Source organism: Herbidospora cretacea (genome assembly GCF_001570605.1).
Lineage (GTDB): Bacteria > Actinomycetota > Actinomycetes > Streptosporangiales > Streptosporangiaceae > Herbidospora > Herbidospora cretacea.
This window is the reverse complement of record NZ_BBXG01000010.1, coordinates 75,320-101,719: the sequence shown is the minus strand read 5'-3', so window position 1 is coordinate 101,719 and position 26,400 is coordinate 75,320. Positions and strand designations below refer to the sequence as shown.

28 protein-coding genes are annotated in these 26,400 nt (G+C 70.8%); 12 read left to right on the top strand and 16 right to left on the bottom strand.

All coding sequences use genetic code 11. From position 1 onward, the window contains the following. Positions 1-191: 191 nt before the first annotated feature. Complete coding sequence (locus AW270_RS21445; protein ID WP_061296913.1) at positions 192-1,253, bottom strand: hypothetical protein; 1,062 nt, start codon at positions 1,251-1,253, stop codon at positions 192-194. 316 nt (positions 1,254-1,569) lie between these two features. Between AW270_RS21445 and AW270_RS21440 the strand changes: the two genes are divergently transcribed. Continuing rightward, entirely contained in the window at positions 1,570-2,145 is a 576-nt protein-coding gene (locus AW270_RS21440) for a TIR domain-containing protein (protein ID WP_061296912.1), read from the top strand. 91 nt (positions 2,146-2,236) lie between these two features. Further along, the gene (locus AW270_RS21435; RefSeq protein ID WP_157522360.1) at positions 2,237-3,304 is read left to right on the top strand and encodes a hypothetical protein; all 1,068 of its coding nucleotides are present in this window, start codon (positions 2,237-2,239) and stop codon (positions 3,302-3,304) included. A 6-nt stretch (positions 3,305-3,310) separates the two neighbouring features. Here the strand turns inward: AW270_RS21435 and AW270_RS21430 are convergent, their stop codons facing one another. Then, positions 3,311-3,685 (bottom strand): hypothetical protein, encoded by a 375-nt coding sequence (locus AW270_RS21430; protein ID WP_061296910.1) that lies wholly within the window; start codon positions 3,683-3,685, stop codon positions 3,311-3,313. Positions 3,686-3,852: 167 nt separating this feature from the next. Between AW270_RS21430 and AW270_RS21425 the strand changes: the two genes are divergently transcribed. The 4 genes from AW270_RS21425 (at position 3,853) to AW270_RS21410 (ending at position 9,040) form a co-directional block, all read left to right on the top strand. Then, a complete protein-coding gene (locus tag AW270_RS21425; RefSeq protein WP_061296909.1) occupies positions 3,853-5,034 on the top strand; it encodes a sensor histidine kinase in 1,182 nt (393 codons plus the stop codon). Continuing rightward, positions 5,031-5,708, top strand: a complete 678-nt coding sequence (locus AW270_RS21420) for a response regulator (protein ID WP_082801725.1) — start codon at positions 5,031-5,033, stop codon at positions 5,706-5,708. Before AW270_RS21425 ends, AW270_RS21420 begins: the two co-directional genes overlap by 4 nt. 92 nt (positions 5,709-5,800) lie before the next feature. Further along, a complete protein-coding gene (locus AW270_RS21415) occupies positions 5,801-6,544 on the top strand; it encodes an ABC transporter ATP-binding protein (protein WP_157522357.1) in 744 nt (247 codons plus the stop codon). A gap of 3 nt (positions 6,545-6,547) precedes the next feature. Continuing rightward, positions 6,548-9,040, top strand: a complete 2,493-nt coding sequence (locus tag AW270_RS21410; RefSeq protein WP_061296907.1) for an ABC transporter permease — start codon at positions 6,548-6,550, stop codon at positions 9,038-9,040. Between the two features lie 10 nt (positions 9,041-9,050). On the opposite strand, the gene AW270_RS21405 is transcribed toward AW270_RS21410, so the two are convergent. The 8 genes from AW270_RS21405 to AW270_RS21370 form a co-directional block, all read right to left on the bottom strand. Continuing rightward, positions 9,051-9,314, bottom strand: coding sequence for an SUKH-4 family immunity protein (locus AW270_RS21405; protein WP_061296906.1), 264 nt, complete (start codon positions 9,312-9,314; stop codon positions 9,051-9,053). After that, positions 9,311-10,078: a toxin glutamine deamidase domain-containing protein gene (locus tag AW270_RS21400; RefSeq protein WP_061296905.1), complete on the bottom strand. Its 768-nt coding sequence runs from the start codon at positions 10,076-10,078 to the stop codon at positions 9,311-9,313. Before AW270_RS21400 ends, AW270_RS21405 begins: the two co-directional genes overlap by 4 nt. 76 nt (positions 10,079-10,154) lie before the next feature. Further along, entirely contained in the window at positions 10,155-11,960 is a 1,806-nt protein-coding gene (locus tag AW270_RS21395) for a molybdopterin-dependent oxidoreductase (protein ID WP_061296904.1), read from the bottom strand. A gap of 45 nt (positions 11,961-12,005) precedes the next feature. Next, on the bottom strand, positions 12,006-12,614 hold the full coding sequence (gene rdgB / locus AW270_RS21390) for an RdgB/HAM1 family non-canonical purine NTP pyrophosphatase (protein ID WP_061296903.1): 609 nt from the start codon (positions 12,612-12,614) through the stop codon (positions 12,006-12,008). Further along, the gene (rph, locus tag AW270_RS21385) at positions 12,611-13,330 is read right to left on the bottom strand and encodes a ribonuclease PH (RefSeq protein ID WP_061296902.1); all 720 of its coding nucleotides are present in this window, start codon (positions 13,328-13,330) and stop codon (positions 12,611-12,613) included. The genes rdgB and rph overlap by 4 nt, the downstream gene beginning before the upstream one ends. Positions 13,331-13,335: 5 nt before the next feature. Further along, entirely contained in the window at positions 13,336-14,088 is a 753-nt protein-coding gene (locus AW270_RS21380) for an MBL fold metallo-hydrolase (protein ID WP_061296901.1), read from the bottom strand. After that, on the bottom strand, positions 14,085-14,906 hold the full coding sequence (gene murI, locus AW270_RS21375) for a glutamate racemase (RefSeq protein WP_245674794.1): 822 nt from the start codon (positions 14,904-14,906) through the stop codon (positions 14,085-14,087). The genes AW270_RS21380 and murI overlap by 4 nt, the downstream gene beginning before the upstream one ends. A 55-nt stretch (positions 14,907-14,961) precedes the next feature. Further along, complete coding sequence (locus AW270_RS21370; RefSeq protein ID WP_061296900.1) at positions 14,962-15,756, bottom strand: thioesterase family protein; 795 nt, start codon at positions 15,754-15,756, stop codon at positions 14,962-14,964. Positions 15,757-15,843: 87 nt separating this feature from the next. Between AW270_RS21370 and AW270_RS21365 the strand changes: the two genes are divergently transcribed. Both AW270_RS21365 and AW270_RS21360 read left to right on the top strand, forming a co-directional pair. Further along, on the top strand, positions 15,844-16,176 hold the full coding sequence (locus tag AW270_RS21365) for a hypothetical protein (RefSeq protein ID WP_061296899.1): 333 nt from the start codon (positions 15,844-15,846) through the stop codon (positions 16,174-16,176). 83 nt (positions 16,177-16,259) lie between these two features. Further along, the gene (locus tag AW270_RS21360) at positions 16,260-17,942 is read left to right on the top strand and encodes a DUF3352 domain-containing protein (RefSeq protein WP_061296898.1); all 1,683 of its coding nucleotides are present in this window, start codon (positions 16,260-16,262) and stop codon (positions 17,940-17,942) included. 58 nt (positions 17,943-18,000) lie between these two features. Here the strand turns inward: AW270_RS21360 and AW270_RS21355 are convergent, their stop codons facing one another. The 5 genes from AW270_RS21355 to clpS form a co-directional block, all read right to left on the bottom strand. Further along, on the bottom strand, positions 18,001-18,948 hold the full coding sequence (locus AW270_RS21355) for a PLP-dependent cysteine synthase family protein (protein WP_061296897.1): 948 nt from the start codon (positions 18,946-18,948) through the stop codon (positions 18,001-18,003). A gap of 6 nt (positions 18,949-18,954) precedes the next feature. Beyond that, positions 18,955-19,227 (bottom strand): MoaD/ThiS family protein, encoded by a 273-nt coding sequence (locus AW270_RS21350; RefSeq protein WP_061296896.1) that lies wholly within the window; start codon positions 19,225-19,227, stop codon positions 18,955-18,957. A 128-nt stretch (positions 19,228-19,355) separates the two neighbouring features. Beyond that, on the bottom strand, positions 19,356-19,757 hold the full coding sequence (locus tag AW270_RS21345) for a M67 family metallopeptidase (RefSeq protein ID WP_061296895.1): 402 nt from the start codon (positions 19,755-19,757) through the stop codon (positions 19,356-19,358). A gap of 9 nt (positions 19,758-19,766) precedes the next feature. After that, entirely contained in the window at positions 19,767-20,294 is a 528-nt protein-coding gene (locus AW270_RS21340) for a DUF2017 domain-containing protein (RefSeq protein ID WP_061296894.1), read from the bottom strand. Further along, the gene (clpS, locus tag AW270_RS21335) at positions 20,294-20,581 is read right to left on the bottom strand and encodes an ATP-dependent Clp protease adapter ClpS (protein WP_061296893.1); all 288 of its coding nucleotides are present in this window, start codon (positions 20,579-20,581) and stop codon (positions 20,294-20,296) included. Before clpS ends, AW270_RS21340 begins: the two co-directional genes overlap by 1 nt. 39 nt (positions 20,582-20,620) lie before the next feature. Between clpS and AW270_RS21330 the strand changes: the two genes are divergently transcribed. The 4 genes from AW270_RS21330 to AW270_RS21315 all read left to right on the top strand — a co-directional run bounded on the left by AW270_RS21330 (position 20,621) and on the right by AW270_RS21315 (position 24,210). Then, positions 20,621-21,898 (top strand): nicotinate phosphoribosyltransferase, encoded by a 1,278-nt coding sequence (locus AW270_RS21330; protein WP_439649069.1) that lies wholly within the window; start codon positions 20,621-20,623, stop codon positions 21,896-21,898. Between the two features lie 61 nt (positions 21,899-21,959). Next, entirely contained in the window at positions 21,960-22,544 is a 585-nt protein-coding gene (locus AW270_RS21325; RefSeq protein ID WP_061297016.1) for a nicotinamidase, read from the top strand. Between the two features lie 358 nt (positions 22,545-22,902). Next, positions 22,903-23,403, top strand: coding sequence for a hypothetical protein (locus tag AW270_RS21320; RefSeq protein WP_157522354.1), 501 nt, complete (start codon positions 22,903-22,905; stop codon positions 23,401-23,403). 30 nt (positions 23,404-23,433) lie between these two features. After that, entirely contained in the window at positions 23,434-24,210 is a 777-nt protein-coding gene (locus AW270_RS21315; RefSeq protein WP_061296890.1) for a hypothetical protein, read from the top strand. A 431-nt stretch (positions 24,211-24,641) separates the two neighbouring features. Here AW270_RS21315 and AW270_RS21310 read toward each other — a convergent pair whose 3' ends face one another. Then, positions 24,642-26,390, bottom strand: a complete 1,749-nt coding sequence (locus tag AW270_RS21310) for a DEAD/DEAH box helicase (protein WP_082801724.1) — start codon at positions 26,388-26,390, stop codon at positions 24,642-24,644. Positions 26,391-26,400: the final 10 nt, after the last annotated feature.

Sequence of the window (26,400 nt, the reverse complement as noted above, 5' to 3'; positions counted from 1 at the left end):
GCTCGCGCCCCCTCGCGCTCCCCCTGGTCCGCCTTCGCGGCCCGGCATCGCTTCGCTCTGGGTCGCTTCGCTCCACGCGAAGGGCTCCGCCCCTCCCGCTCCCGGCCAGGCCTCGCTCCGCTCGGACCGCACTCGCTTCGCTCGCCGATTTCTACCGGCCTCGGCGATGCGACGCACCGCACAGGGAGGCCTCAGATCTTGGGGAACAGGCCCTCCGCGCCGAGGGTCGACGTGGTCACCGTTCGGGTGATCTTGCCGGAGAAGTGCTGCTGGGCGACGTTTCCGGTGACGGTCCAGTGGATGGTCAGCTCGGTGCCCACTGGGCGACTGACGGCCAGCGGGATCACGGGAAGCGCCACCGTCTCTCCGGCGCCCAGGTCGATGCCGCCGACCTCCACGGCGTTCCCGGCGGTCACGGTGTAGTCGTCCGGGGTGTCCTCTTCGGAGAAGGACTTCGTGAAGTCGTGGATCAGGCCGAAGTTCTGCCCGATGGTGTCGTGCACGGAGAAGCCTCGGACGGAGGTCATACCGGCGGCGGTGGGCGGCATCGGCAGCGCGGGGGGCGGTGTGCGGGCCACGGAGGGCGGAATCGGCCGGACGCCCTCGGGAAAGGTGAGACGGATGGTCAGTCCCAGGAAGGGCACCTCGCCAGGGTTGACGAGCGTCGTCGCCAAGCCGCAGGCGGGCCATTTCGACATCAGGGAGTGCGCGCGGGCGATGAGCGTCCTACGGGCCTTCTCGATGTACACGGTCACGTCGTGCTGGAGGGCCTCCTGGTCCGGAGGAGCCGACGCCCCGTTGATCGCCTCGGGCATCTTCTGCAAGTGGGCGGCGGCCATGCCCACCGCGTCGGCGACCCATCGCCCGAAGGCGACCGGGTCGGTGGTGCCGGACGGCTTGTCCGGCAGCGAGTTGACGAGGCGCGACACCTCCGTGAAGAGGCTGAGGCTGCTTTCCGCCACCCGCACGAGGTCGTTCAGGCGGGCTTGGGTGGTGACCGACGGATCTCGCAGCTCCCGCTCATGGCGGGTGAGCCAGGCCTCTATCTCCGCGAGGTGGTCGGGTGCGGCTTCGACGCCGCCGGTCTCCGGGGTCACGCGGACGGATCCCAGCTCACCGCGTGAGCGCTGCCACGCGGTCACCCACCGATCCCGTTCCTCCCCGATGACGCCGCAGAGGGTCAGGAACGTGTCGAGGGTCTGCTCGCTCGTCTTCCCCTTGGTGCAGAGATCGCTCAGGGTGCTCTTCGGCATTTCCCGGCCCAGGTCTCGGGCCTGTTTTCCCAGAACCGCGTAGGAACGGCCGCGGCTCAGCGCTTTCATCGCCTCCGCGAATTCGAGCGGCGTGCCGACATACTCGGGTCGAGGGAATTGTTGATCATTTGTCATGGGATTCCTTCGGAGCGGCTGAAACAAACGCTACAACGACATATCCGGAAACGCGGCGAACGCGATCCCGGACGCACCTCCTCCGACATCGTCCGGATTCGTTGCCGGACCGTCGATCACCGCTCTGAACTGGGGCGCAGCGCCCCGGAACGGCTGGGGCCCGACTCTCCAGGGAGAGCCCATGCTGTGGAGGAAGCGCCCCACCCGCGACCGGCGCCGGGTTTTCGTCGTCCACGGGCGGGACGAGGTCGCCCGCGATCGCCTGTTCGAGTTCCTGCGGGCTCTCGACCTCAAGCCGCTGGAGTGGGAGTCGTGCGTGCTGACGACGGACAGCGCCACGCCGTTCCTCGGTGACGTGCCACCGTCCGCGCTGGCCGAGGCGCAGGCGGTGGTGGTGCTGCTCACGCCGGACGACGTCGTCCGCCTGCACCCCCGGTTGCACGCCAGGCGGGAGACCTCTCACGAGGCGGAGGCGACCTGCCAGCCCCGGCCGAACGTGCTGATCGAGCTCGGGATGGCGCTCGCCGTCAGCCCGGCGCGGACGATCATGGTGGAGATGGGCGAGCTGCGGCCGATCAGTGACATCGGGGGGCGTAATGTCATCCGCTTCGACGGCTCGCCGGCGTCCATGGGAAAGCTCGTCGAACGGCTCAAGTCGGCCGGGTGCGCGGTGGACGACCGGGGCGGCGACTGGCGTGATACGCGGCGTTTCTCCCGCCTTGACGCTTATGACCGGCGTCCCGCCGAACGGCCCTAGTATTCGACCCACACAAAACGGCATTTATCGCTCTATTTCGTATTCAGCGAAGGGGCCGGGGAAAGGGGGTCATTCGCGAGAAGATTGGCCAATGAGACCTTTGGCCCGATTCGCGGTGGCAGCTCTCGCGCTCTCCGCCGTCATGGTTCCCTCGCCCGCGCTGGCCGCCGACCCGGTTCTGCTGAACCATCCCCTCCCCGGGTTACGGGCTGAGGCCGATCTGCTGGACCTGGCGGCGCCCGAGCGGAACCAGGTCTGGATCGCCGGCTACCAGGCGCTCAAGCCGGGCTATCCCGGCAACCCCGTCGTCCACCGCTGGAACGGACAGCGGTGGGCGGGGTTCACGATCCCGAACTTCTCCAGCCGGGGCGTGCTCGCCAGCGTGAGCGCCACGGCGGCGGGCGAGGTGTGGATCGGCGGGACCCGCAACGGGTCGGCCTACATCGCGCGGCTGGTCAACGGCGGCTTCGTCGAGGTCCCGGCCCCCGCGGGGCTGGCCTCGGCCGCGCCCGAGGTCACCTCTTCCGGCGTCTGGCTGCCCGGGAACCGCACGATCTGGCGCAGGGAGGCGGCCACCTGGGCGCCCTACCCGATGCCGATGCGGAAGGTGCTGGCCGTCAAGGGGAGCTGGGCGGTCGGGAACGCTCCGGACGAGGACGACTTCGCCCCCGGCGCCGCCCGTTTCACCGGAACCGCCTGGGAGAACGTCCCCTACCCCGTGCCGGACAGCGAGGGGGCGACGCTGGAGGACGTGCTGCCCCTGGCCTCCGACGACGTCTGGGTCGTCGGGACGAACTACACGCGTGGCGAGCCCCGGCCCACCGAACCCCTGCTCAGCCGCTACGACGGCGTCACGTGGAACACGGTCCCGCTGCCGCCCGAGATCATCGGCCTGCAGTCCATCGCGCAGGACCAGGCGGGCAAGATCTGGATCTCGGGGCTGGCCCTCTCACCGGAGGAGGGCGCTCAGCAGCGGCCGGTGGTCATCGGGACGTCACCCGGTTCCATCGCCTGGACGATCCTGGAAGTGCCCGGCGTCGGGGAGTTCGGCGTCCACCACGAAGGACGCGACACCCTCGGCGTCGAGCTGTCCACCGCACGCCTGTGGCTGCTGTCCGACACCTATCCCGCCGGCCCGGTCCTGTCCACGGCGTCCTAGCGGCTCCTACCGGGGGAACTCGCAGCGGAAGCCCATTTCGGTGCGCACGCAGTTCCTGGGCATCCCCGGACCCTGCTGGTTCATCTCCACACGGAAACTGTCGCGGTCGTCGCGCCACGGATGGACGAGGGTGCCGACCAGCAGACCGCCCAGGATCGCGCCCACCAGCCCGGCCGCCAGCAGTGGCAGATAACGGGCGAACCTCTTGGGCTTCGCGGGCTCGGGATCGGTCACGCGCCAGCCGGGAGCGTCCCAGCCGGGACCCCCGGCGGCGAAGGCGTAGGCGCTGGAGGAGTTCCGGTAGTGGGAAGAGCCGGCCGGGCCGCGTGGCGTCGTGTTCGTCTCCTCAGTGCCACGCGGCCCGGTACCGTGATCCGTCATCGCGAATCTGTCTCCCTTTACACCCCAAGGATGCGCTCCCGGGATTCATACTGCCCGTCGGCGCGTAAGAGGCGTGTAAGCACCGTCCGGTCTGCGACCTGGGTCGTAGGACCGAATCGGCCGCTAGGGGGACCGTGCCGGGAACTGCGCATACGTACTCTTGAGGCGTGCTCGGCAAGCTTCGCGCGTTCCGGCGGCGGCACACGGCGTGGATCGACGCGCTCGTGGTGTCGCCCCTCGTGCTGTACTCCCTGCTGAGCTCCTCCTACATCGCCACCGGGCTCGTCGACATGGGCAGCCCGGACATCGGGGGCGCGGGGGTGTTCGGGCTCTCCGCGCTGCTGGTCGTGCCGCTGTTCTGGCGGCGGCGGTTCCCGCTGCAGGTCATGGCGGTCGTCTCGGCGGTCAGTTTCCTCCAGTGGCTCGGGCACGTGGCGCCGATCCCGGCCAACATGGCCGTGCTGGTCGCCATGTTCGGCGTGGTCGCGTCGTGCCGGCTGCCGTGGGCCATCGGCGCGGGGGTCATCGCCGAGGTCGGGATCGCCATGTCGCTCGACGACGTGAAGGGGTTCGACGCCGAGGTGTTCCTGGCCGGTTCGGCGTTCGTGGGGGCCGTCTGGATCAGCGGCGTCTACGTCAACATGCGGCGGCGGTTCGTGGCGAACCTGGTCGAGCGGGCCGAGCGGGCCGAGCGGGAGCGCGACCAGCAGGCGCTCATCGCCACCGCCGCCGAGCGGGCCCGCATCGCGCGGGAACTGCACGACGTCGTCGCCCACAACGTCAGCGTCATCGTCGTCCAGGCCGACGGGGCCGGGTTCGCCATCGACAGCGACCCCGACCAGGCCAAACGGGCGGTCGAGGCCATCTCCGCGACCGGGCGGCAGGCGCTCGCCGAGATGCGGCGGCTGGTCGGGGTGCTGCGCGACGACGGGGCCGAGTCGGAGGACTACGCGCCCCAGCCGGGCCTCGGGCAGCTTGATGATCTCGTACGTCAGGTGCGCGCATCCGGCCTGCGGGTCGACATCCGGGTGGACGGCACCCCCGATCATCTCTCGGAAGGACTGCAGCTGGTGATCTACCGGATCGTCCAGGAGGCCCTGACCAACACGCTCAAACACGGCGGCCCCGCGGCGGCGGCCAGCGTCCAGGTCGTCTACGGAAGCCATGACGTGCTGCTGCGGATCGCCGACGACGGCCGGGGCGCGGCCTCCGCGACCGGTGAGGGCGGCCACGGCCTGATCGGCATGCGCGAACGGGTGTCCATGTACGGCGGCGACGTCCACGCGGCGCCCAAATCCGGTGGCGGCTTCCTCGTGGTGGCGCGCATCCCGGCGGGAGGTGTGCGGTGATCCGTGTTCTGCTGGTCGACGACCAGGAGCTCGTCCGGGCCGGGTTCCGGATGGTGCTCGGCGCGCAGCCCGACATCGAGGTCGCCGGTGAGGCCGGTGACGGCGCGGCGGCCGTCGAGCTCGTCAAGGGCGGGCTGGTCGCCGACGTCGTGCTGATGGACGTCCGGATGCCGCGCATGGACGGCGTCGAGGCGACCCGCCTGATCACCTCGCTGCCGAGCCCGCCCAAGGTGCTCATCCTCACCACGTTCGACCTCGACGAATACGCCTTCGCGGCGATCCGGTCGGGCGCGTCGGGGTTCCTGCTGAAGGACGTGCCGCCGGCCGATCTGCTCAGCGCCATCCGGTCGGTCCACGACGGCGACGCCGTGGTCGCGCCGTCGACCACGCGGCGGCTGCTCGACCTCGTCTCGGCCTACCTGCCCGAGGCGACCGCGCCGTCGGAGCCCGACAGTCTCACCGCGCGGGAGCGGGAGGTCCTCGTCCACGTCGCGCGGGGGTTGTCCAACGCCGAGATCGCCACCCGGCTCACCCTCGCCGAGGCCACCGTGAAGACGCACCTGGGGCGGATCCTGGCCAAGCTGGAGCTGCGCGACCGGGCGCAGGTGGTGGTCTACGCGTACGAGACCGGGGTCGTCGGCCGAAAGTCTGACCCCCGGCTACCCCGCCGGTAGCAGCGCGGGCCGCGCGGGCGACCCGGGACGCACACCGAGGCCGTCCGGGCGGTCGAGGAAAAGCCATGGTCGCGTCAATAGCGTTGCTGACCATGACGATGACTACCGATGTCCGCGCCGCCGTGGTGGCCCGTGGACTCACCAAGGTCTACGGCCAGGGCGACGCCGCCGTGCGGGCGCTGCGCGGCATCGACGTGAGCTTCGCCACGGAGGCGTTCACGGCGATCATGGGACCGTCGGGGTCGGGCAAGTCCACCCTGATGCACTGCCTGGCCGGGCTCGACACGGTCAGCGCGGGCAACGTGCACATCGGCGACGCCGACATCACGACCCTGTCCGACAAGCAGCTCACGCTGCTGCGCCGCGAGCGCATCGGGTTCGTGTTCCAGGCGTTCAACCTGCTGCCGACCCTGACCGCCGAGCAGAACATCCGGCTCCCCCTGGAGATCGCCGGGCGGCAGGCCGACCAGGTGCTGATGGACCGCGTGGTGGAGACCGTGGGGCTGCGCGACCGGCTCTCCCACAAGCCGAGCCAGCTGTCCGGCGGTCAGCAGCAGCGCGTGGCGGTGGCCCGCGCCCTCATCAGCAAGCCCCAGGTGATCTTCGCGGACGAGCCGACCGGCAACCTCGACTCGCGCAGCGGCGCGGAGGTCCTCGCCTTCCTCCGCAGGTCGGTGCGCGAGCTCGGCCAGACCATCGTGATGGTCACCCACGACCCGCAGGCCGCCTCCTACGCCGACCGCGTGGTCTTCCTCCGCGACGGGCTGCTGGTCAGCGAAGTGACCGGGCCGACCCCGCAGAGCGTGCACGACATGCTGCTGAAGCTGGAGGCCTGAGCCGTGCTCCGCACCACACTGGCCGGGCTGCTGGCGCACAAGACGCGCCTGCTGCTCACCTCGCTGGCCATCACCCTCGGCGTCGGCTTCATCGCGGGCACGTTCGTGCTGACCGACACCATCGAGCAGGGCTTCCGCCAGCTCTTCACCGCCGACGCCGACAAGGTCGCCGTCGCGGTCACCCCCAAGGAGAAGGAGATCACCGAGGCCGTACTGAAGAAGATCAGGGCGCTTCCCGGGGTCGCCGACGCGCAGGGGCTCGTGCAGGGCTCCGCGCCGCTGCTCGACCGGTCGGGACGGGCCGCCGGAAGCGTCGCGACCAGCGGCATCGCCATCGTGAAGGGGCCGCTCGACCGGACGAACTACGTCAGCGGCAGGGCCCCGGCCGGCGGGAGCGAGGCGGTGCTCGACGAGAACACCGCCAAGACCCGCCAGTTCGCGGTCGGCGACACGATCACCGTCCTCGACCTCGCCGAGAAGCGCCGCCAGTTCACCCTGGTCGGCATCGTCGACGTGGGCGTCGACCAGAGCCTCGCCTACACCGGCGCGGTCGGGTTCGACACCGCGACGGCGCTGGAGATGACCGGGGTGAAGTCCTACCGGGAGATCGACGTGGCCGCCGCGCCCGGCGTGACCCCCGAGACGCTCAAGAAGACCGCTTCGGAGGCCCTCGGGAAGGCGTACACGATCAGGACCGGGGACGAACTGGCCCAGAAGCTGGCCCTCGACAGCAACGTGGAACTCGACTACCTGGTGCTGGTGCTGCTGCTGTTCGGGTTCGTCGCCATGTTCGTGGCGGCGCTGGTCATCTACAACACGTTCAACATCCTGGTCGCGCAGCGGACCCGGGAGATGGCGCTGCTGCGCTGCATCGGGGCGACCCGGGGGCAGGTGTTCCGGTCGATCCTGCTGGAGTCGGCGGTGGTCGGGCTGGTCTCCTCGGCGCTGGGGCTGCTGGCCGGGCTCGGGCTCGGGGCGGTGGCGCTCAACGCGCTGGCCTCCTTCGACGCGCCGGTCCCGGTGGGGGCGGACGTGACGCTGACGCCCCGGACGATCGTGCTCGGGCTGGTCGTCGGGCTGCTGGTGACCGTGGGCTCGGCGGTGCTGCCGGCCCGTGGGGCGACCCGGGTGGCGCCGATCGCGGCGCTGCGCAGCCAGGTCGAGGAGCAGTCGTTCCGTGCCGGGCTGACCCGGTCGATCATCGCCGGGCTGCTGCTGGCCGGTGGGCTCGGGCTGACCGCCGTGGCGATCTGGGTGCTCGACGGCGACGTCGGGCTGCTGACCGCGATGGCCGGGGGCGCGGTGTTCTTCCTCGGCGTGATCGCGATCGGGCCGATGCTGATGGGCCCGCTGGCCGCGTTCGCCGGGTGGGCGCCGCGCCGCCTCTTCGGGGTGCCGGGACGGCTGGCCGTCGACAACTCGCGCCGCAACCCCAAGCGGGCCGCGACCACGACCGTCGCGCTGACCATCGGCGTCACCCTGATGACCCTCATCTCGGTGATCACCGCCAGCACCCGAGAGACCGTGACCGGCAGCCTCGACGAGCAGTTCCCCGTCGACTTCATGATCACCGCCCAGCACGGCCGCGCCGACGGCATGCCCACCCTCTCCCCCGACGTGCCCGGGAAGCTGCGCGCGCTGCCCGAGGTCGGGCTGGTCGCCGAGATGCGGCAGGACCCCAGCGGCGAGATCGCCAGCCTGCCCGACGGCGCGGCGTTCCGGCCGAAGGTCGTGTCCGGCTCGCTGGCCGACCTGACGACCGGCACCGTCGCACTGTCGGAGTCGCAGGCCGGGAACCTGGGGAGCGCGCGCGTGGGCGGCACCGTCCCCCTCACCACCACCGAGGCCGGGAAGGTCGAGGTGAAGGTGGTCGCGATCCTCAGCGACGACAGCGTGACCGGGACGATGCCCTACACGGTCGGCGTGGCCGACTTCGAGAAGTACTTCGGCCCGGTCGGCCCGGTCCGCGTCTACGTCAAGGCCGCGGACGGCATCGCCGCCGACGTCTCCCGCCGGGCCGTGGAGGCGGCGCTGACGGCCTACCCGACCGCGCAGCTGGTCAGCGCGGCCGACGTGCGCGGCGAGTTCGACGACGCCTTCGACATGATGTTCACCATCTTCGCCGGGCTGCTCGGGCTGGCCATCCTCATCTCGCTGCTCGGCATCGCCAACACCCTGTCGCTGTCGGTGCACGAACGCACCCGCGAATCGGCGCTGCTGCGCGCCCTCGGCCTGACCCGGCCGCAACTGCGCGGCATGCTGTCGATCGAGGCGCTCGTGCTCGGCCTGATCGGGGCGCTGATCGGCATCGTCATCGGCGTCGCCTTCGGCTGGGCGGCGCTGCAGACCATCCCCAACGAGACCGTCTTCGTCGTGCCGGTGCTCCAGGTGCTGCTCTACCTGGTGCTGTCGGCGCTGGCCGGCGTGCTCGCGGCGGTGCTCCCCGCGCGCCGCGCCGCCAACGCCTCGATCGTGGGGTCACTCGCGAGCAGTTAGCGGGGCACGGTCATCGGGGAACGTGGTCGGGCCACTGCTCGGCCACGAACTCCGGCCCCAGCAGGGGGCGGACGGCCAGTTCGCCGGTGCGCCGGTCGATGACGATGCAGCCGCCCCCCACGGTCGACGGGAGGACGGTCGGGTCGGCCGGCTCGTCGTCCCTGACCCAGGCCACGAAACCGTCGTCGAAGGCGTAGATGGCGACCTCGAAGGCGTGTCCCCGCCCCCCGTTGAACCACTCTTCGGCCAGCGCGCGGGCGGTCTCCGGGCTCACACCCGTTGCCCCCCGCGGTCCAGGACCACGCAGAAGACCCCCGTCACGTTCTCGTACGGCGGCTCGATCGCCATATGCCCCCGCTGCGCGTCGATCCACAGCACCTCCCCCATAGAGTTCACCGCGTTCCACGCATGGCTGCCCCCGTGGGGCCAGCGCGTGATGAGCACGGTCGCGGCGCCGTGCCCGGCCGCCCGCAACCGCCCGGCCACCACCCCGTAGGCGCGGCGGCCCTGCCCGACGTACTCGAAACGATGGCCGAGCCACTGCTCGGCCCTGGCCACCCCGCCCGCCTCCCCCGAGAGGACGGGTTTGCCGACCCGGTCGTATTCCGGCTGCCGGGCCGCCGCGACGACGGGTTCGCCGTGCCACGACGACATGACCGACAGCGCGCAGTCGATGGCGTTGGTCGACCGGAACGGGTCGTCGGTCGGCCCTTCGGCGTTGATCAGCCGGATCCAGGTCCCGCGCGGATCGGGGAACCGGCCGCTCAACGCCTCGGCGAGATCGCGCTGCGCCGCGGGATCGGGCCGCGCCAGCCCGCCGGGGACGCCGTAGGGCCGCGACTCCTCCAGCGCGCGAGGCCGCGTCGCCCGGTCGAACCAGTCGTCGCCGGACGGCGGCAGCCTCGCCTGCCACGGGTCGAGGGACGGCGCCGGGGCCTCGGCGGCCTTCTCGTAGTCGCGCCACCGGCGCCCGTCGCCGGTGACGACGGGATTGTAGACGCCGGTCGGCAACCGCCACCGGGACTGACGATCGGCCATCGTCCCCTTCCCTTCGATGTGACCGATGGTAAGGGGACGACTCCGATGAGCAACCGGCTTTCCCGAATCCTGCCGTTCAGGTGGTCTCTACGAGAACCTGGTGATAACCGGTCGCGCCGTTCGGCTCCGGCGGGGCGCCGTCGGCGGTCTGGGTGTAGCCGGTCTCGTCGGTGGCCCGGCACGACAGGGTGTGGAGCCCGTCGGCGAGCTCGACCTCGATCATCCACTGCCGCCAGGTGTCCAGGCCCGGCACCTCTGCCAGCTTCGCCACCTGCCAGGGGCCCTCGTCGACCTTGACCTCGACCTTCGCGATGCCCTTGGTCTGCGCCCAGGCGACGCCGGCGATGACGTTGCGGCCGGGCTTGGTCTTGTTGCGCGGGGTGTCGATCCGTGACTGGGTCTTGATGGGGCCCTTGGCGTCCCAGCCCCGGTCGGTCCAGTAGGCCCGCGCCTGGTCGAAGCGGGTGACCTCGACGTCGACGACCCACTTGGTGGCCGAGACGTAGCCGTAGAGGCCCGGCACGACCTGGCGGACCGGGAAACCGTGGGAGACCGGGAGGGGCTCGCCGTTCATGGCGAAGGCGAACAGGGCGTCGCGGCCGTCCATGACGACCTCGACCGGGGTGCCGGCGGTCCAGCCGTCGGCGCTGGTCGACAGCAGCATGTCGGCCCCCGCTCTGATCCCGGCCTCGCGCAGGACGCCGGCCATGGCGACGCCGAGCCAGCGGGCGTTGCCGACGTAGGGGCCGCCGACCGGGTTGGAGACGCAGGCGAGCGTGACGTCGGCCTCGACGATGGGACGCTTCAGCAGGTCGGCGAAGCTGATCTCGATGGGCCGGTCGACCATGCCGTGGATCTTGAGTGACCACGTCTTGGGGTCGACGTTGGGCAGGGCCAGAGCGGTGTCGACCCGGTAGAAGTCGTGGTTGGGGGTGACGAACGGGGACAGGTTCGGCACCTTGAAGTCGGCCCCGGCGGGTAGCGGCGGCAGCGGCTTGGCCGGTTTCGGCAACTCGGCCGCGACCTGCGCCCGCTCGGCGGTGACGTTGTTCCGGTCCCCGATCCAGACCCCCGCCGCCCCCGCGACGACCGCGATCCCCGCACCGGTCGCCACCCCCGTGAAGAGGCGGCGGCGATCGATGGCATACAGCCGGTCGCCCGCCAGCATGACGGGCGGCTTCTCCAGCGGCCGGCTCTCAACGACCGTTTCATCTCCAGCGGCCGGTGCCTCTTCAGCGGCCGCTGTCTCTCCGACGGCCGGTGCCTTTCCAGCGGCTGGCGCTTCCCCGACGGCGGGTGCCTCTTTTGCGGCCGATGCTTCCCCGACGGCCGGTGCTTCTCCGAGGGCCGGTGCTTCTCCGAGGGCCGGGTCATCGCTGACTGGAGGTGCATCCTCGGCGGCCGGTTCAGGTCTGACACGCAGCGGCTCTTCCACCGGTTGCGGTTCCAGTCGGCGGAACAGCCTCGTCAGCGCCGACGTTCCGGCCCAGGCGCCCAGCAGGGCGGGGAGAACGTCGATCATGCCCGCGTCGGGCCTGGTCGCCGCCGCCCAGGCGCCGAGGGCGCCGAAGACGACCAGCGCCAGCCGGCCGTAACCGACCTTGATCCGGGAGAGCAGCCCGAACCCGGCGGCCAGCAGCGCGATCACCACGAAAATGCCGCCGAGCAGGACGTTCTTGTCGTTCTCGCCGAACGTCGCGATGGCCCAGTCCTTGAGCCAGGCGGGCGTCAGGTCGACGGCGGCGTTGCCGACCGCCACCACGGGCGAGGAGCCGCCGCCGATCACCCCCGCCACCAGTTGCCCGATCCCGAGCGCGACGGCGGCGGCGGTCAGCCCGGCGAGTGCCGCTGCCCATGCGGGCGCGGTGGTGCGAGAGGTCACATATGGATCCTACGAACGCCCTGGTCGGGTGGCAGCCCCAACTTCTTACGAAGCGGAGAACACCTCGGCGAGGACGGGCACCATCCCGCGCATCGAGATCCCCCGGTGGGAGATGGCGTCCTTCTCCGCCGGGGACATCTCGGCGGTGGTCCGGGTCTCGCCGTCGGCGACGAAGATCGGGTCGTAGCCGAAGCCCATCGTGCCCCGGGGCGCCCGGATCACGTGGCCGTGCATGACGCCCTCGACCACGCGCTCCTCGCCCGACGGCAGGGCCAGCGCCGCCACGCAGGCGAAGTGGGCCTGGCGGCGGTCGTCGGGCACGTCGCTGATCTGGGCCAGCAGCAGGTCGAGGTTGGCCTGGTCGTTTCCGTGGCCGCCCGACCAGCGGGCCGAGAAGATGCCCGGCATCCCGTTGAGGGCGTCGACGCACAGGCCCGAGTCGTCGGCGATGCAGGGCAGGCCGCTCTGCCGGGCCACGGTGTGGGCCTTGAGCAGCGCGTTCTCGGCGAAGGTGAGGCCGGTCTCGGCGACGTCGCCGATCTCGGGGAAGGACTCCAGCCCGACCAGCTCGATCGGCAGCGCGGCCTCTTCGAGGATCCGGCGCAGTTCGACGATCTTGCCCTGGTTGCGGGTGGCGAGGAGGAGCTTGGTCATGACGCGAGGGCGGCTTTCTGGAGGTCGGTCAGCTCGATGCACCCGAGCGTGGCCAGGTCGAGCAGTTCGTTGAGGACGGCGCGGTCGAACGGCGCGCCCTCGGCGGTGCCCTGGACCTCGACGAAGGAGCCCTTGCCGGTCATCACGACGTTCATGTCGGTCTCGGCCTTGACGTCCTCGACGTAGCAGAGGTCGAGCAGCGGGGTGGTGCCGACGATGCCGACCGAGACCGCCGCGACCGAGTCGACCAGCGGGTCGCCGGGGCACATGCGCTTCTTGCGCATCCACGCCACGGCGTCGGCCAGCGCGACGTAGGCGCCGGTGATCGCGGCGGTGCGGGTGCCGCCGTCGGCCTGGAGGACGTCGCAGTCGAGCACGATCGAGTTCTCGCCCAGCGCCTTGTAGTCGACGCAGGCCCGCAGGGACCGGCCGATCAGGCGGGAGATCTCGTGGGTCCGGCCGCCGATCTTGCCGCGCACCGACTCGCGCTCACCGCGCGTGTTGGTGGCACGGGGCAGCATGGCGTATTCGGCGGTGACCCAGCCGAGGCCGCTGCCCTTGCGCCAGCGCGGCACCCCCGACTCGACGGAGGCGGCGCAGAGCACCTTCGTGCCGCCGAATTCGACCAGGACCGACCCCTCGGCGTGGGCCAGCCAGTTCCGCGTGATCGTCACCGGCCGGAGCTGGTCGGGCGTACGTCCATCAGTGCGAGCCATGGGCCTCACCCTAGGTCATAGACCGCACCGGATCGGGCCAACTCGATCTCGCCCGAGTAGCCGCCCCGGTCGGCGTCGGCGCGTACGCGCTGCTCGTCGTGCCAGGGGACCAGATGGGTGAGGACGAGCTTTCCCGCGCCCGCCTTGGCGGCGTGCTCGGCCGCCTGCCGGCCGGTGAGGTGGAGGCCGGGCGGATTGCCGGGCTCGTCGAGGAAGGAGGCCTCGCAGAGGAGCAGGTCGGCGTCGCCGGCCAGGCCGATGAGCTCGTCGCACTCGGCGGTGTCGGCCGAGTAGGCGACCGACCTGCCGTTGTGGGCGACGCGGAAGCCGTAGGTCTCGACGGGGTGGTTCATCAGGGCCGCGGTGACCTGGAAGGGGCCGATCTCGAAGGTGCCCGGCGACAGCTCGGTGAAGTCGAACGCGGTCTCCATCTTGGGCTCCTGCGGCATGCCGTAGGCGGCGTCCAGTCGCGCGGGCGCCAGGGAGGGGGCGTACACGGGCAGCTTGGGGTAGGGCGCGCCGGGGCCGTAGTTGCGGACGACGTGGTAGGAGCACATGTCGAGGCAGTGGTCGGCGTGCAGGTGGGACAGGCAGATCGCGTCGAGGTCGAACGGGCTGATGTGGCGCTGCAGCGCCCCCAGGGAGCCGTTGCCGAAGTCGACGAGCATCCGGAAGCCCTCGGCCTCGTACAGATAGCAGGACGACGGGCTGGCGGGGCCGGGGAAGCTTCCGGAGCAGCCGACGATGGTCAGTTTCATACCGTTTCTCCGAACACAGGTGCGGCCATCTCGACGGCCTGGAGCTCCGGTCCGAGGAAGCGGCGTCCGAGGGTCTCGAACAGCAGCGTGTCGCCGGTGGTGCCGAACCGGTGGGCGGGCACGCCCGAGGCGCGCACCAGGCCCCGGTCGCGCAGCACCCGGAAGACGTCCTTGGCGGTCTCCTCGGCGCTCGACACGAGCGTGACGCCGTCTCCGGCGACGTAGGAGATCGCGCCGAGCAGCAGCGGATAGTGGGTGCAGCCGAGGATCAGGGTGTCGCAGCCGGCGTCGAGGATCGGTGTCAGGTATTCGCGCACCGCCTCGATGACGGCCTCGCTCTCGGTCTCGCCGCGTTCGACGAACTCGACCAGACGCGGCGCGGCGACGCCGACGAGCTCCACGTGGGGCGCGGCGGCGAAGGCGTCCTGGTAGGCCATCGACGAGATGGTGGCCTGGGTGCCGATCACCCCGACCTTCCCGTTGCGGGTCGCCGAGGCGGCGCGCCGGGTGGCCGGCTGGATGACCTCGACGACCGGCACCCGGTAGCGCTCCCTCGCGTCGCGCAGCACCGCCGCGCTGGCCGTGTTGCACGCGATCACGAGCATCTTGACGTCGTGGGACACCAGATGGTCGAGCAGTTCGAGGGCGTAGGACCGGACCTCGGCGATGCGCTTGGGCCCGTAGGGCTGGCGCGCCGTGTCGGCGACGTAGAAGACCGGCTCGTTGGGCAACTGGTCGATGATCGCCCGGGCTACGGTCAGCCCCCCGAAACCACTGTCGAAGATCCCGATGGACCCCTGACCATAACTCTCCACCACGGGGTCAGCTTATGGCCGATCATCCCGCCCGTCCCCGTGACACCGAGCACACTCGCTATCCGCGTCCGACCCTCGCGAGCTGCCGCGACTGTGCGACGAGCCGTCCGGAGGAGTCCCACACCTCGGCCTCCTCGTCGAACCAGCCGTCGCTGACGAGCCGCCCGCCGGCGATGACGGTGAGCCATCCGGGGGCGGGCAGGGCGCGCAGGTGCCAGGTGAGCTCGACCGTCGGGGCCCAGCCGCGCAGGCCCGCGCTGAACACCACCGGGGGCAGCGCGTCGACCGCGAGGGCCAGCACGAAGGGGTCGGGCTCCTGGCCGTGCCGGAGCCGGAAGTAGGCCCGCGACTCGGGACGGCCGGTCGGCTCGCCGGTGAGCCAGCCGACGGTGGGCGGGTCGAACCGCAGCTCCATCTGGCCGTTGAGGTTCATGTTCGACTCGGGCTTGGGCTCGGGCAGCGGCAGGCACTCCTCGGGCGGCGGCATCTTCACGGCCGGGCCCGCCGAGTAGACCGGCTCGGCCAGCGGGTCGAGGGTCGCGGTGGTGACCAATGTCTCCAGGAGAGGTCCGTCGTCGGAGACGAGCGAGGCCCTGCTGATGGTGGTCGTCTTGCCGGTCTTCACCTGCTCGACCCTGACCCGCGCCGGGCCGGGGCGGCCCGCCCTCAGGAACTGGGCGCCGGTCGAGACCGGATGCTCGTGCGGTGAGTCGTCGACTGCCGCCCGCAGCAGCACGGCCATCAGATATCCGCCGTTGAGCGGGCCGCCGATCGAATATCCGTCGTCGAGGCACACGTCGTAGACGCCCTCGCCGACCCGCACCGCCCGGGTCGCCTCCCCGAAACCGCTCACGCACACCCTCCCGAATGTTGTTCTGGAACACTGTATCTTGACCGGGCCATAGCCGTCCGTACAGGGAGATCCGGGCATTCACCGGCCATGACGGGACGGGAACTGATCGGCCAGTGCGTATGGGACGTGCGCGGGGTGTGGGTCGGCCACGTGGTGGACGTGCGCATGGTCGTCGGCAGCCGCAACCCGTTCAAGAAGAGCACCGAGCCGGAGACCGCCGGACTGGTCGTGTCAGCCACCCGGGCGCAGTTCCTCCTCGGCGTCCACCGCGACGCCGGCGGCCGGGTCAACGGAGCGCTCCAGCAGCTCACCCGCCTCCTGTACGCCCGGAGCTTGATCGTCCCCTGGGATCTGGTCGAAACCAGTGATACAGGTGAGGTTCACCTCAAAGAGCCACGAGAGGTACTTACGCGTCAATAGTCAAGAAGGCTGCAAGTGGTTCGCTACCGGCACGGCATACTTTCAAACTCGTCGGAGATCACCCCACTTTGCGAGTTGACCCCATGCCTGCCGAGAACCCCCCTGGTTTCCCGTTCGACATCAACGGTGACCCGGACCGGACCATCAACTACCGCTCGCCGCAGCCCCAGCCGCAGCCGTACGCGGAGCAGCCGACCCGGATGGACTTCGGCGGCACCCAGCAGATGTTCACTCCCCCGCCGCAGCAGCACCAGCAGCAGGGCCAGTGGCGCCAGCCGGAGGAACTCGGCTACGACCTGCCCCCCGTGGTGCACGCCCCCGTCGAGAAGCGCGGCGGCCCCAAGGGCCTCATCATCGCGCTGATCGCCGCGGTGGTCGTCGGCCTCGTCGGCGGCGGCGGCGTGTGGGCGTTCTCCACCCTGAGCGGTGGCGGCGCGCAGCCCGCCGAGGCCCTCCCGGCCGGCGCCCTCGCCTACGCCCGGATCGACCTCGACCCGGCCGCCAACCAGAAGCTGGCGCTGTTCAACATCGCCCGGAAGTTCACCGTCACCAAGGACGCCTTCTCCGGCGAGGACCCGCGCGAGGCCTTCTTCAAGGCAATCTCGGCGGACAACGAGAACTTCGAGAAGATCGACTACGCCGCCGACATCGAGCCCTGGCTCGGCGACCGCATCGGCTTCGCGGTCATGCCCGGCGCCGACGCCAAGGAGCCCGGCTTCGCCGTGGCCATCCAGGTGAAGGACGCCGACGCGGCCCGCGCCGGCATCGCCAAGCTCGACGCCGGATCCGACACCAAGACCGGCCTCGCCTTCCGCGGCGACTACGCCATCGTCTCGGCCACCCAGGCGGAGGCCGACAAATACTCCACCGGCCCCACTCTCGCCGAGTCGGCCGACTTCACCTCCGACATGGAGGCCCTCGGCGAGCCCGGCGTGCTGTCCTTCTGGGGCGACCTCGGCAAGCTCGTCCAACTGGGCGGCGCGCAGGTGGCCGCCGACCCGACGCTGACCGAGCAGATCAAGAACGGCCGCTTCGCGGGGGCGCTGCGGTTCGACGGCTCGTACGCGGAACTCGCCGCCATCACCCGCGGCGTCACCAGCCCCATCCCGGTCACCGGCACCCCGGTCAAGCTGGGCGAGCTGCCCGACACCACCGCCGGCGCGCTGGCCATCTCGGGCCTCGGCGAGGGCGTCAAGAACGGCTGGGACCAGATCGTCAAGTCGGCCGAGAGCGCCGGCGGCGGCGCCCAGTTCACCCAGTTCATCACCCAGGCCCAGCAGCAGTTCGGCCTGGTCCTGCCCGACGACCTGGCCACCCTGCTCGGCGAGAGCGTCACCGTCGCGGTGGACTCCGAGGGTCTCGACGGCAACATGCCGAACGCCGGTGCGGTCCTGGCCACCGACCCGGCCAAGGCCGGCGAGGTGCTGACCAAGGTCGAGCAGGCGCTCGCGGTCGCCGGTCAGCCGCTCCAGCTCGCCAAGGCCCCCGGTGACGGCAAGCTCGTCGTCGCCACCAACCAGGACTACGCGAACAAGCTCGCCGAGGCGGGCACGCTGAAGGACAGCGAGACCTTCCAGACCGCCGTCCCGAACGCCGACACGGCCAGCTTCGGACTCTTCGTCGACCTCGACAAGATCGAGAACCTCTACCTGCAGGGCATGAAGGACGAGGACAAGGCGAACCTCCAGGTGCTCCGCGCGGTCGGCATGAGCGGCGGCTACTCGGGGAGCGAGGCGAACTTCTCCCTGCGCGTGCTGTTCAATTAGTAACGCAGAAGGGCCCCGCCTCAACTCTCAGGGAGGCGGGGCCCTTCTCTTTTGCTTCCTAAGCCCAGAGCTGGCCCTCAAGGCGGTCTTCCGCCTCGTCGAGCGTTCCCTCGTAGGCGCCGGTCGACAGGTACTTCCAGCCGCCGTCGGCGACCACGAACACGATGTCGGCCCGCTCGCCGTCCTGGACGGCCTTGCGGGCCATGCCGATGGCGGCGTGGAGAGCGCAGCCGGTGGAGATGCCGGCGAAGATGCCCTCGGTGGCGAGCAGGTCGCGCGTCCGCTTGAGGGCGTCGGCAGAGGTCACCGAGTAGCGGGTGGTGAGCACGCCCTCGTCGTAGATCTCCGGAATGAAGCCCTCGTCGACGTTGCGCAGGCCGTAGACGAGCTCGCCGTAGCGGGGCTCGGCGGCCACGATCTTCACGTCGGGCTTCTGCTCCCGCAGGTACCGGCCGACGCCCATGAGGGTGCCGGTGGTGCCCAGGCCCGCCACGAAGTGGGTGACCGTCGGGAGATCGTCGAGGATCTCGGGGCCGGTCGACTCGTAGTGGGAGCGCCAGTTGGCCGGGTTGCCGTACTGGTAGAGCATGATCCAGTCGGGGTGTTCGGCCGCCAGGCCCTTGGCCACCCGGACCGCCTCGTTGGAGCCGCCCGCCGCGGGCGACGAGATGATCTCGGCGCCGTACATGCGCAGGAGCTGGCGGCGCTCCTCGGAGGTGTTCTCGGGCATGACGCAGATCAGCTTGTAGCCCTTGAGCCGGGCCGACATCGCCAGCGAGATGCCGGTGTTGCCGGAGGTCGGTTCGAGGATCGTGCAGCCAGGGGTGAGGAGCCCGTCCTTCTCGGCCTGTTCGATCATCCACAGGGCGGGCCGGTCCTTGATCGAGCCGGTCGGGTTGCGGTCTTCGAGCTTGGCCCAGATCCGCACGTCGGCCGACGGCGACAGCCGGGGCAGCCCGACGAGCGGGGTGCGGCCGACCGACTCGATCAGCGAGTCGAAGCGCATCTCTGATCAGCCACCGGCGACGGCGGGCAGCACGGTGACCGTGTCGCCGTCGGAAATCGGGGTGCCGAGGCCGCCGAGGAAGCGGACGTCCTCGTCGTTGAGGTAGATGTTGACGAACCGGCGCAGCTTGCCGTCGTCGACGATCCGGGCCTTGATCCCCGGGTGACGCGCCTCCAGGTCGCCGATCAGCTCTTCGAGCGTGGCGCCGGAGGCGTCGACGGCCTTGGCGCCGTCGGTGTAGGTGCGCAGGATGGTCGGGATGCGGACCTCGATGGCCATTGGTGTTCTCTCTCTTCGGGAAAGGTCTGTGGTTTACGGGGAGGCGAGATCAGCGACAGTCGTAGACCACGACGGAAGGAGAGTGCGCGAAGAGGCACGGTTGCACGCCCAGGGACATGTCACCCATTTTATGCGTCTGGTTCCAGGATCTTCACGTCCTCCTCCTCGACCACCCCGTCGACGATCCGGAACGACCGGAACTGGGCGAGGGCGGTGGAGTAGAGCACGTAGTGGGCGTGGGGCTCGCTCGCGTAGGAGACGTCGGTGCGCGAGGGGTAGGCCTCGGTGGCGGTGTGGGAGTGGTAGATCACGACGGGCTCTTCGTCGTTGTCGTCCATGTCACGCCAGACGCGGAACTGCTCCATCGAGTCGAAGCGGTAGAACGTCGGCGACCGCTCGGCGTTCTCCATCGGGACGAACCGCTCGGGCACCCCGTCGCGGCCGGCGATCACGCCGCACGCCTCGTCGGGATGGTCTGCCGTGGCGTGGGCGATGATCTGGTCGACCAGCTCGCGGGAGATCGTCAGCATGCCGCGAACCTACCAAAGGGCCTGAACGAGGGTGTCCTGCAGGTAGGTCAGCCAGTCGTAGGTGACGAAGGCGGGGTAGCGGGGGTCGTCGTCGCCCATCTCGGCGATCTCCTCGTGGATCTCCTCGGTGACCTCCAGACGTACACCCAGGACGAGCCGGAGGTCGTTGAGGGCGCGCAGCCAGGCCTGGGCCTGCTCGGGGTTCAGCACGATCCGGCCGCCGACGGCGGTCTCGATCAGGGTGAGCGCGTCGGTCCGTTTGGCGTCGCGGAGGTCGCCCTCGGTGTAGCGGCGGAACTCGGTCGAGGCGGCGTCGTCGTCGGCGTAGGCCGAGGGGAACAGCCGGGCCAGGACCGGATCGGTCGGCTCGGCGGCCGGGCCGATGCGCAGCGCCCGCTCCAGCGGGTCGTCGCCCGTCTCCCCCGGCTCGACCACGTCGAGGACCATCGAGGAGACCAGCGACCGGAGCACGCTGGCCTCGGCCGCGTCGAGGTGGACCGAGACGCCGTCGCGCGTCGCCTTGAAACCGTGACCCATCAGCCGTCTTTCTGCAGGGTGGCCCACAGGCCGTAGGAGTGGAGGGTCTGGACGTCGCGCTCCATCTCCTCCCGCGTGCCGCTGGACACGACCGCCCTCCCCTTCTGGTGGACGTCGAGCATGAGCTTCTCGGCCTTCTCCCGGGCGTAGCCGAAGACGCTCTGGAAGACATAGGTGACGTATGACATCAGGTTGACCGGGTCATTCCAGACGATGGTCACCCATGGCACATCTGGGCGAACGTCAGCTATCGGACGCTCGACCTCACTCGGAGCGGTGCTACCCACATCCCCAATCCTGCCTCACCACGGTCGTACTCTCGACTCGTGCAAACGTCCATGAGCTCGGCCTTGCTAACAGACATGTATGAGTTGACCATGTTGCGGGCGGCGCTGGCCGGCGGCACCGCCCATCGTCGCGCGGTGTTCGAGGTCTTCGCCCGCCGCCTCCCGGCGGGCCGCCGCTACGGCGTCGTCGCAGGTACCGGCCGTGTCCTTGAGGCGATCGACAACTTCCGGTTCGGCGAGGCGGAGCTGGAGTTCCTCGAACGCGTCGTCGACCCGCCGACCCTGTCCTTCCTCGCCGGCTTCCGTTTCTCCGGCGATGTGTACGGCTACCGCGAAGGTGAGACCTACTTCCCCGGCTCCCCGATCATGGTCGTCGAGGGCACCTTCGCCGAGGCGGTGGTCCTGGAGACGGTCGTCCTGTCGATCCTCAACCACGACTGCGCGATCGCCTCGGCCGCCTCCCGGATGGCCCACGCGGCCGGTGACCGCCCCCTGATCGAGATGGGCTCGCGCCGCACCCACGAGCGCGCCGCCGTCGCCGCCGCCCGCGCCGCCTACCTGTGCGGGTTCGCGACCACCTCGAACCTCCAGGCCGGTCTCGAGTACGGCGTCCCCACGGCCGGCACCAGCGCCCACGCCTTCACCCTGCTCCACGACTCGGAGGAGGCCGCCTTCCAGGCCCAGATCGACGCCCTCGGCGCGTCGACGACCCTGCTGGTGGACACCTACTCCGTCCCGGAGGCGGTCCGGACGGCCGTGAAGCTGGCCGGGAGCGACCTCGGCGCGGTCCGCATCGACTCGGGCGACCTGGGGGTGGTCGCCTTCGAGGTGCGCGAGCAGCTCGACTCCCTCGGGGCCGACCGCACCCGCATCGTGGTCACCGGCGACCTCGACGAACACGCCATCGCCGCGCTGGCCGTCGCCCCCGTCGACGGATACGGCGTGGGCACCAAGCTCGTGACGGGCTCGGGCGCGCCGACGGCCAACCTGGTCTACAAGCTGGTCGACCGGGAGGACGCGTCGGGCGGGATGAGGCCGGTGGCCAAGACCTCGGTGGGCAAGCCGAGCAAGGGCGGCCGGAAGTGGGCCTACCGCGCGGTCGCCGACGGCGTCGCGGTCGGCGAGGTCGTCTCCACCCGCGCCGACGATTCCCTGGGCCGCCCCCTGCTGGCCGCTCTGGTCAGCGGCGGCGAGATCGTCGGCCGCGAGACCCTAGACGAGGCGCGGGCCCGGCACCGCGAGTCGATGCGGGAATTGCCGCAAATCGCCCATAGTCTCTCGCCTGGAGACCCGGCTGTGCCTAGTATTTTCTCCTGATCGCGGGGGAGCGGCGCATGAGGACGACGCCGGTCTCCCGCGATCTTCTAGATTGGACGCCATGACCACCGCGCTTGTGATCGTCGACGTGCAGAACGACTTCTGCGAGGGCGGCAGCCTGGCCGTGACCGGCGGCGCGGGCGTCGCCGCCGCGATCAGCGTGCACGCCGCCCGCGGCGACTACGACCACATCGTGGCCACCCGCGACTACCACGTCGACCCGGGCGCCCACTTCTCGATCGACCCCGACTTCATGACGACCTGGCCCGCCCACTGCGTCGTGGGGACCTCCGGCTCCGACTTCCACGAGAACCTCGACACCGAGCCGATCGACGAGATCTTCAGCAAGGGCGCCCATTCCGGCGCCTACAGCGGGTTCGAGGGCCACTCGCCCGACGGGGTGGGCCTGGCGGCGTGGCTGCGGGAACGCGGTGTCCAGCGGGTCGACGTGGTGGGGATCGCCACCGACCACTGCGTCCGGGCCACGGCGATCGACGCGCGGACCCAGGGGTTCGACGTGCGGGTGCTCCTCGACCTGACGGCGGGCGTCCTGCCGGTCACGACCGAGGTGGCGCTGACGGAGATGGCGGCGGCCGGGGTCCAGCTGACCGGCCGCCCGATCGTGGCCGACGACGGCGAGGACTGACGCGGGCATCGGCCACCGAGGCGGATACCGGCGAGCGACGCGGGCGACGGCGGCTGAGGCGGATCGGCGGGCGACGGCAGGCGACGCGGGTGACGGCAGGCGACGCAGGTGACGGCGGCCGAAGCGGATACCGGCGGCCAACGCGGGTGACGGCGGCCAACTCGGATACCGGCGGGCGACTCGGCTGTCGGCGGCTGAGGCCGCCCGAAATTTCGGCATTTCGATATGCCTGGTCCTGCGGCCGGCGCGGTTTCCGGCTCCGGGTTGCCATTGCCGAGCGTAGGGATACGCTTACCTAGCGTCATATCCTCTAGGTCGGCGGCTGGTCATGTTTGCTCTTGCTCTTGGTGTGTCGTGGTTGGTGCTGGCGCCTGTCTGCGTCTGGCTGCTGTTCGGGCTCGGTCAGCCGGTCCGCAACCGCCTCGGGGCCGTCGCGACCCTGCTGGCCCTCGAAGGGGCGACGATCTTCCTCGCCACGGGCGGCCACCGGCCCGAACCGCCGCCCGTGGCCGCGGTGCTGCCGCCGAGTCCCGTGCCGTCGCCGACCGCCGTGTCCTGCCCGGTGCGGCTCCCCCATCCAGACGAGGTGCGCCTGTCCCGCACCCACGTGACCATCCTCTGGCCCGCCGTGGTCGGCGAGTGCGACACCGCCGCCGTGGTGCTGGGCGAGAGAGGCAACCGCCTGAAGGTGTGGGTCCACGAGGGCGCGCTGGTGGGCAACCACCGGGCGTCGGTCGTGCCGGTCAACATCGACGGTCACACGGCGTTCGTCGACGTGGCCCGCAAACTGCCCCGCCACCGCTGGGTCGCGGTCGACGGCCGGAGCGGCAAGCGCATCCCCACGATCACCCACGGCTGAACCCTCCCTCCGGGGGAAGCCTGCCGGGGCATGAGGGTGACTTTGGCGAGCGTCCCGGCGCGGGCCGGGCGGGCGAACGAGGACTTCACCGGCGCCACCCCGACGGCCGCGGTGCTCGTCGACGGCGCCGGCATCCCCGGCGCCGAAGCGGTCTGCCGTCACGGGGTGGCCTGGTACGCCCACCGTCTGGGCGGCGCCCTGCTCGGCCTCTCGTCGTCACCGGACAGCCTTCCGGCGCTCCTCGCCGAGGCCATCACACGGGTGACGGATGCCCACCGCGACACGTGCGACGTGGCCGACCCCATCAGCCCGTCGGCGGCCGTGGCCGTCGTGCGCCTGTCCGGCGACCTGCTCGAACATCTGGTCCTCGGTGACGCCGTCGTCGTCCTCGGCCGGACCGACGGCCCGCCGGTCATCAGCACCGACCGCCGTGAGGTGGTCGTCAGCCAGGCCTACCAGCGCCTGCTGGAGAGAGGCGACGACCCTCAGCGGGTCCTGCGCGACCTGCGCGCCCACCGGAACCGGCCGGGCGGCTTCTGGGTGGCCAAGGACGATCCGCGCGCAGCCGACGAAGCGGTCACCGGCCGCCTGCCGGTCACGGAGGTCTCCACCGCCACCCTCCTGAGCAACGGCGCGAGCCGAATCGTGGACCGCTTCGCCCTCACCGACTGGCCCGCCCTCCTGACCGTTCTGGCGTCGACCGGCCCGGCCGCCATCATCGACCAAGTCCGCCAGGCCGAGGAGTCCCACGCGGTGCCACCGGACGACGCCACCATCACCCACTGCACCGACCTCAGCAGCATTTGAGGACCCACCGCCCGGCCAGCACGGCATGCCACCTTCCAGTGCCGATGCGCAATCGCCATCTCCAAACAGCCGATCCCACGAGTCACCCGACCGGCCGGTCGCTTCAAGAATCGCGATGCGCTCACGATCCCGTCGATGGTCGCCTGCACAGTGGCAGGTCAAGCCGATCCCCCGCTCACTTCCGAGAGACCGCCTACTCCCGAATCACCGCGATGCACTCACGATCCCGTCGATGGTCGCCTGGCGATGGCAGGTCAAGCCGATCCCCCACTCACCTCCGCACGGCCACCTACTTCCGGATGAGCGCGACGCGCTCACGAAAGTGGTCGGTCACGGCGAGGCGGTCCGTGGCAGGCCCCGCCGACCTCCCGGTCACTTCCCGGGCAGCGTGATGCCTTCACGAAGTGGCCGGTGCCGGCTGGGCCGACGACTCACTTTCGTCCGGCTGCCCATTTGCGGATCATCGCGATGCGCTCGCGGATCTGGTCGGCCGTCGCCTGGGCGATGGCCGGGCCGCCGCACGAACGGCGCAGTTCGGCGTGGATGACCCCGTGGGGCTGGCCCGTGCGGTGGTTCCACGCTCCGACTAGGCCGTTGAGTTCCTTGCGGAGTTCGGCGATCTGCTCGTGAGGAGCCAGGCCCACCGGTTCGGCCTTCGGCTGCTTCTTCTTGGCCGCCTGCTGGTCGGCCTGCCGTTTGCGCAGCAGGGACGCCACCTGTTCGGGCTCCAGGAGACCGGGAAGCCCCAGGAAGTCCTCCTCCTCGGGTGACCCGGCGGCGGCGGCCGTGCCGAACTCGCCTCCGTCGTAGAGGACGCGGTCGAAGGTCGCCGACGCCTCCAGGGTCTGGAAGGGGAGCTCGTCACCCAGGGTGTCGGGCTGTTTCTGCTCGCGCTGGGCCTGCTCCAGCAGCAGGTCGTCGAGGCCGTCTTCGTCGCGCTTGCGGTTCAGGACGTGGTCGCGCTCGGCCTCCATCTCGGCGGCGAAGTTGAGCAGCAGCGGCACCGACGGCACGAACACCGACGCCGTCTCGCCCCGTTTGCGCATGCGGACGAAACGCCCGATGGCCTGCGCGAAGAACAGCGGCGTCGAGATGCTGGTGGCGTAGATGCCGACGGCCAGGCGCGGGATGTCGACGCCCTCGGACACCATGCGGACCGCCACGAGCCACCGCTGCTGCGAGGCGCCGAACTCCTTGATCTTCGCCGACGCCCCGGGATCGTCGGACAGCACGACTGTCGCGCCCTCGCCGGTCACCGCGCGCAGGTGCTTGGCGTAGGCGCGGGCGGCTTCGTGGTCGGTGGCGATGATGAGGCCGCCCGCGTCGGGCATGCCCCGGCGGACCTCCGTCAGGCGGCGGTCGGCGGCCTGGATGACCTGGCGGATCCAGTCGCCCTTCGGGTCGAGGGCGGCCCGCCAGGCCTGGCCGAGCTGGTCTTTGGTCAGCGGGGTGCCGAGGGTGGCGGTGATCTCGTCGCCGGCGCGGGTGCGCCACTTCATCTCGCCGCTGTAGGCCAGGAAGATGACCGGGCGGACGACCCCGTCGGCCAGCGCCGGGCCGTAGCCGTAGCTGTAGTCGGAGACGCTGCGCAGCGCGCCCTCGGCGTCTTCGGTGTAGCCGACGAACGGGATCGGGTTGTCGTCGGAGCGGAACGGGGTGCCGGTCAGCTGCAGCCGCCGGGTCGCCGGTTCGAACGCCTCGCGCACGCCGTCGCCCCACGACTTGGCGTCGCCGGCGTGGTGGATCTCGTCGAAGATGACGAGCGTGCGGCGCGACTCGGTGCGGGCGCGGTGGAGCGCGGGATGCATCGCCACCTGGGCGTAGGTCACCGCGACACCCGTGTAGTCGCGCGAGGTGGCGCCCTGGCTGTTCTTGAACTCGGGGTCGATGCCGATGCCGACCCGGCCCGCGGCGTCGGCCCACTGACGCTTCAGGTGTTCGGTGGGCGTCACGATCGTGATGGCCTTGATGACGCCTCTGCTCAGCAGTTCGCTGGCGATGCGCAGCGCGTAGGTCGTCTTGCCGGCGCCCGGCGTCGCGACGGTCAGGAAGTCGCGCGGCTCGCGGGTGAAGTAGAGGTCGAACGCCTCCTGCTGCCACGCGCGCAACTTCGGGGCGGTGCCCCAGGCCGCGCGGTCGGGATATGACGGCGACAGGTGGGACGCGGCCGACGTGCTCACGCGCGCCTCC

What these genes read in the sequence shown, in the direction of transcription:
- AW270_RS21445 (WP_061296913.1), bottom strand. Translation starts at nt 1,253, where the DNA reads ATGCCGAAGAGCACCCTGAGCGATCTCTGCACCAAGGGGAAGACGAGC.
- AW270_RS21440 (WP_061296912.1), top strand. Translation starts at nt 1,570, where the DNA reads ATGCTGTGGAGGAAGCGCCCCACCCGCGACCGGCGCCGGGTTTTCGTC.
- AW270_RS21435 (WP_157522360.1), top strand. Translation starts at nt 2,237, where the DNA reads ATGAGACCTTTGGCCCGATTCGCGGTGGCAGCTCTCGCGCTCTCCGCC.
- AW270_RS21430 (WP_061296910.1), bottom strand. Translation starts at nt 3,685, where the DNA reads ATGACGGATCACGGTACCGGGCCGCGTGGCACTGAGGAGACGAACACG.
- AW270_RS21415 (WP_157522357.1), top strand. Translation starts at nt 5,801, where the DNA reads ATGACGATGACTACCGATGTCCGCGCCGCCGTGGTGGCCCGTGGACTC.
- AW270_RS21400 (WP_061296905.1), bottom strand. Translation starts at nt 10,078, where the DNA reads ATGGCCGATCGTCAGTCCCGGTGGCGGTTGCCGACCGGCGTCTACAAT.
- rdgB (WP_061296903.1), bottom strand. Translation starts at nt 12,614, where the DNA reads ATGACCAAGCTCCTCCTCGCCACCCGCAACCAGGGCAAGATCGTCGAA.
- rph (WP_061296902.1), bottom strand. Translation starts at nt 13,330, where the DNA reads ATGGCTCGCACTGATGGACGTACGCCCGACCAGCTCCGGCCGGTGACG.
- AW270_RS21380 (WP_061296901.1), bottom strand. Translation starts at nt 14,088, where the DNA reads ATGAAACTGACCATCGTCGGCTGCTCCGGAAGCTTCCCCGGCCCCGCC.
- AW270_RS21365 (WP_061296899.1), top strand. Translation starts at nt 15,844, where the DNA reads ATGACGGGACGGGAACTGATCGGCCAGTGCGTATGGGACGTGCGCGGG.
- AW270_RS21360 (WP_061296898.1), top strand. Translation starts at nt 16,260, where the DNA reads ATGCCTGCCGAGAACCCCCCTGGTTTCCCGTTCGACATCAACGGTGAC.
- AW270_RS21355 (WP_061296897.1), bottom strand. Translation starts at nt 18,948, where the DNA reads ATGCGCTTCGACTCGCTGATCGAGTCGGTCGGCCGCACCCCGCTCGTC.
- AW270_RS21350 (WP_061296896.1), bottom strand. Translation starts at nt 19,227, where the DNA reads ATGGCCATCGAGGTCCGCATCCCGACCATCCTGCGCACCTACACCGAC.
- AW270_RS21345 (WP_061296895.1), bottom strand. Translation starts at nt 19,757, where the DNA reads ATGCTGACGATCTCCCGCGAGCTGGTCGACCAGATCATCGCCCACGCC.
- AW270_RS21340 (WP_061296894.1), bottom strand. Translation starts at nt 20,294, where the DNA reads ATGGGTCACGGTTTCAAGGCGACGCGCGACGGCGTCTCGGTCCACCTC.
- AW270_RS21325 (WP_061297016.1), top strand. Translation starts at nt 21,960, where the DNA reads ATGACCACCGCGCTTGTGATCGTCGACGTGCAGAACGACTTCTGCGAG.
- AW270_RS21315 (WP_061296890.1), top strand. Translation starts at nt 23,434, where the DNA reads ATGAGGGTGACTTTGGCGAGCGTCCCGGCGCGGGCCGGGCGGGCGAAC.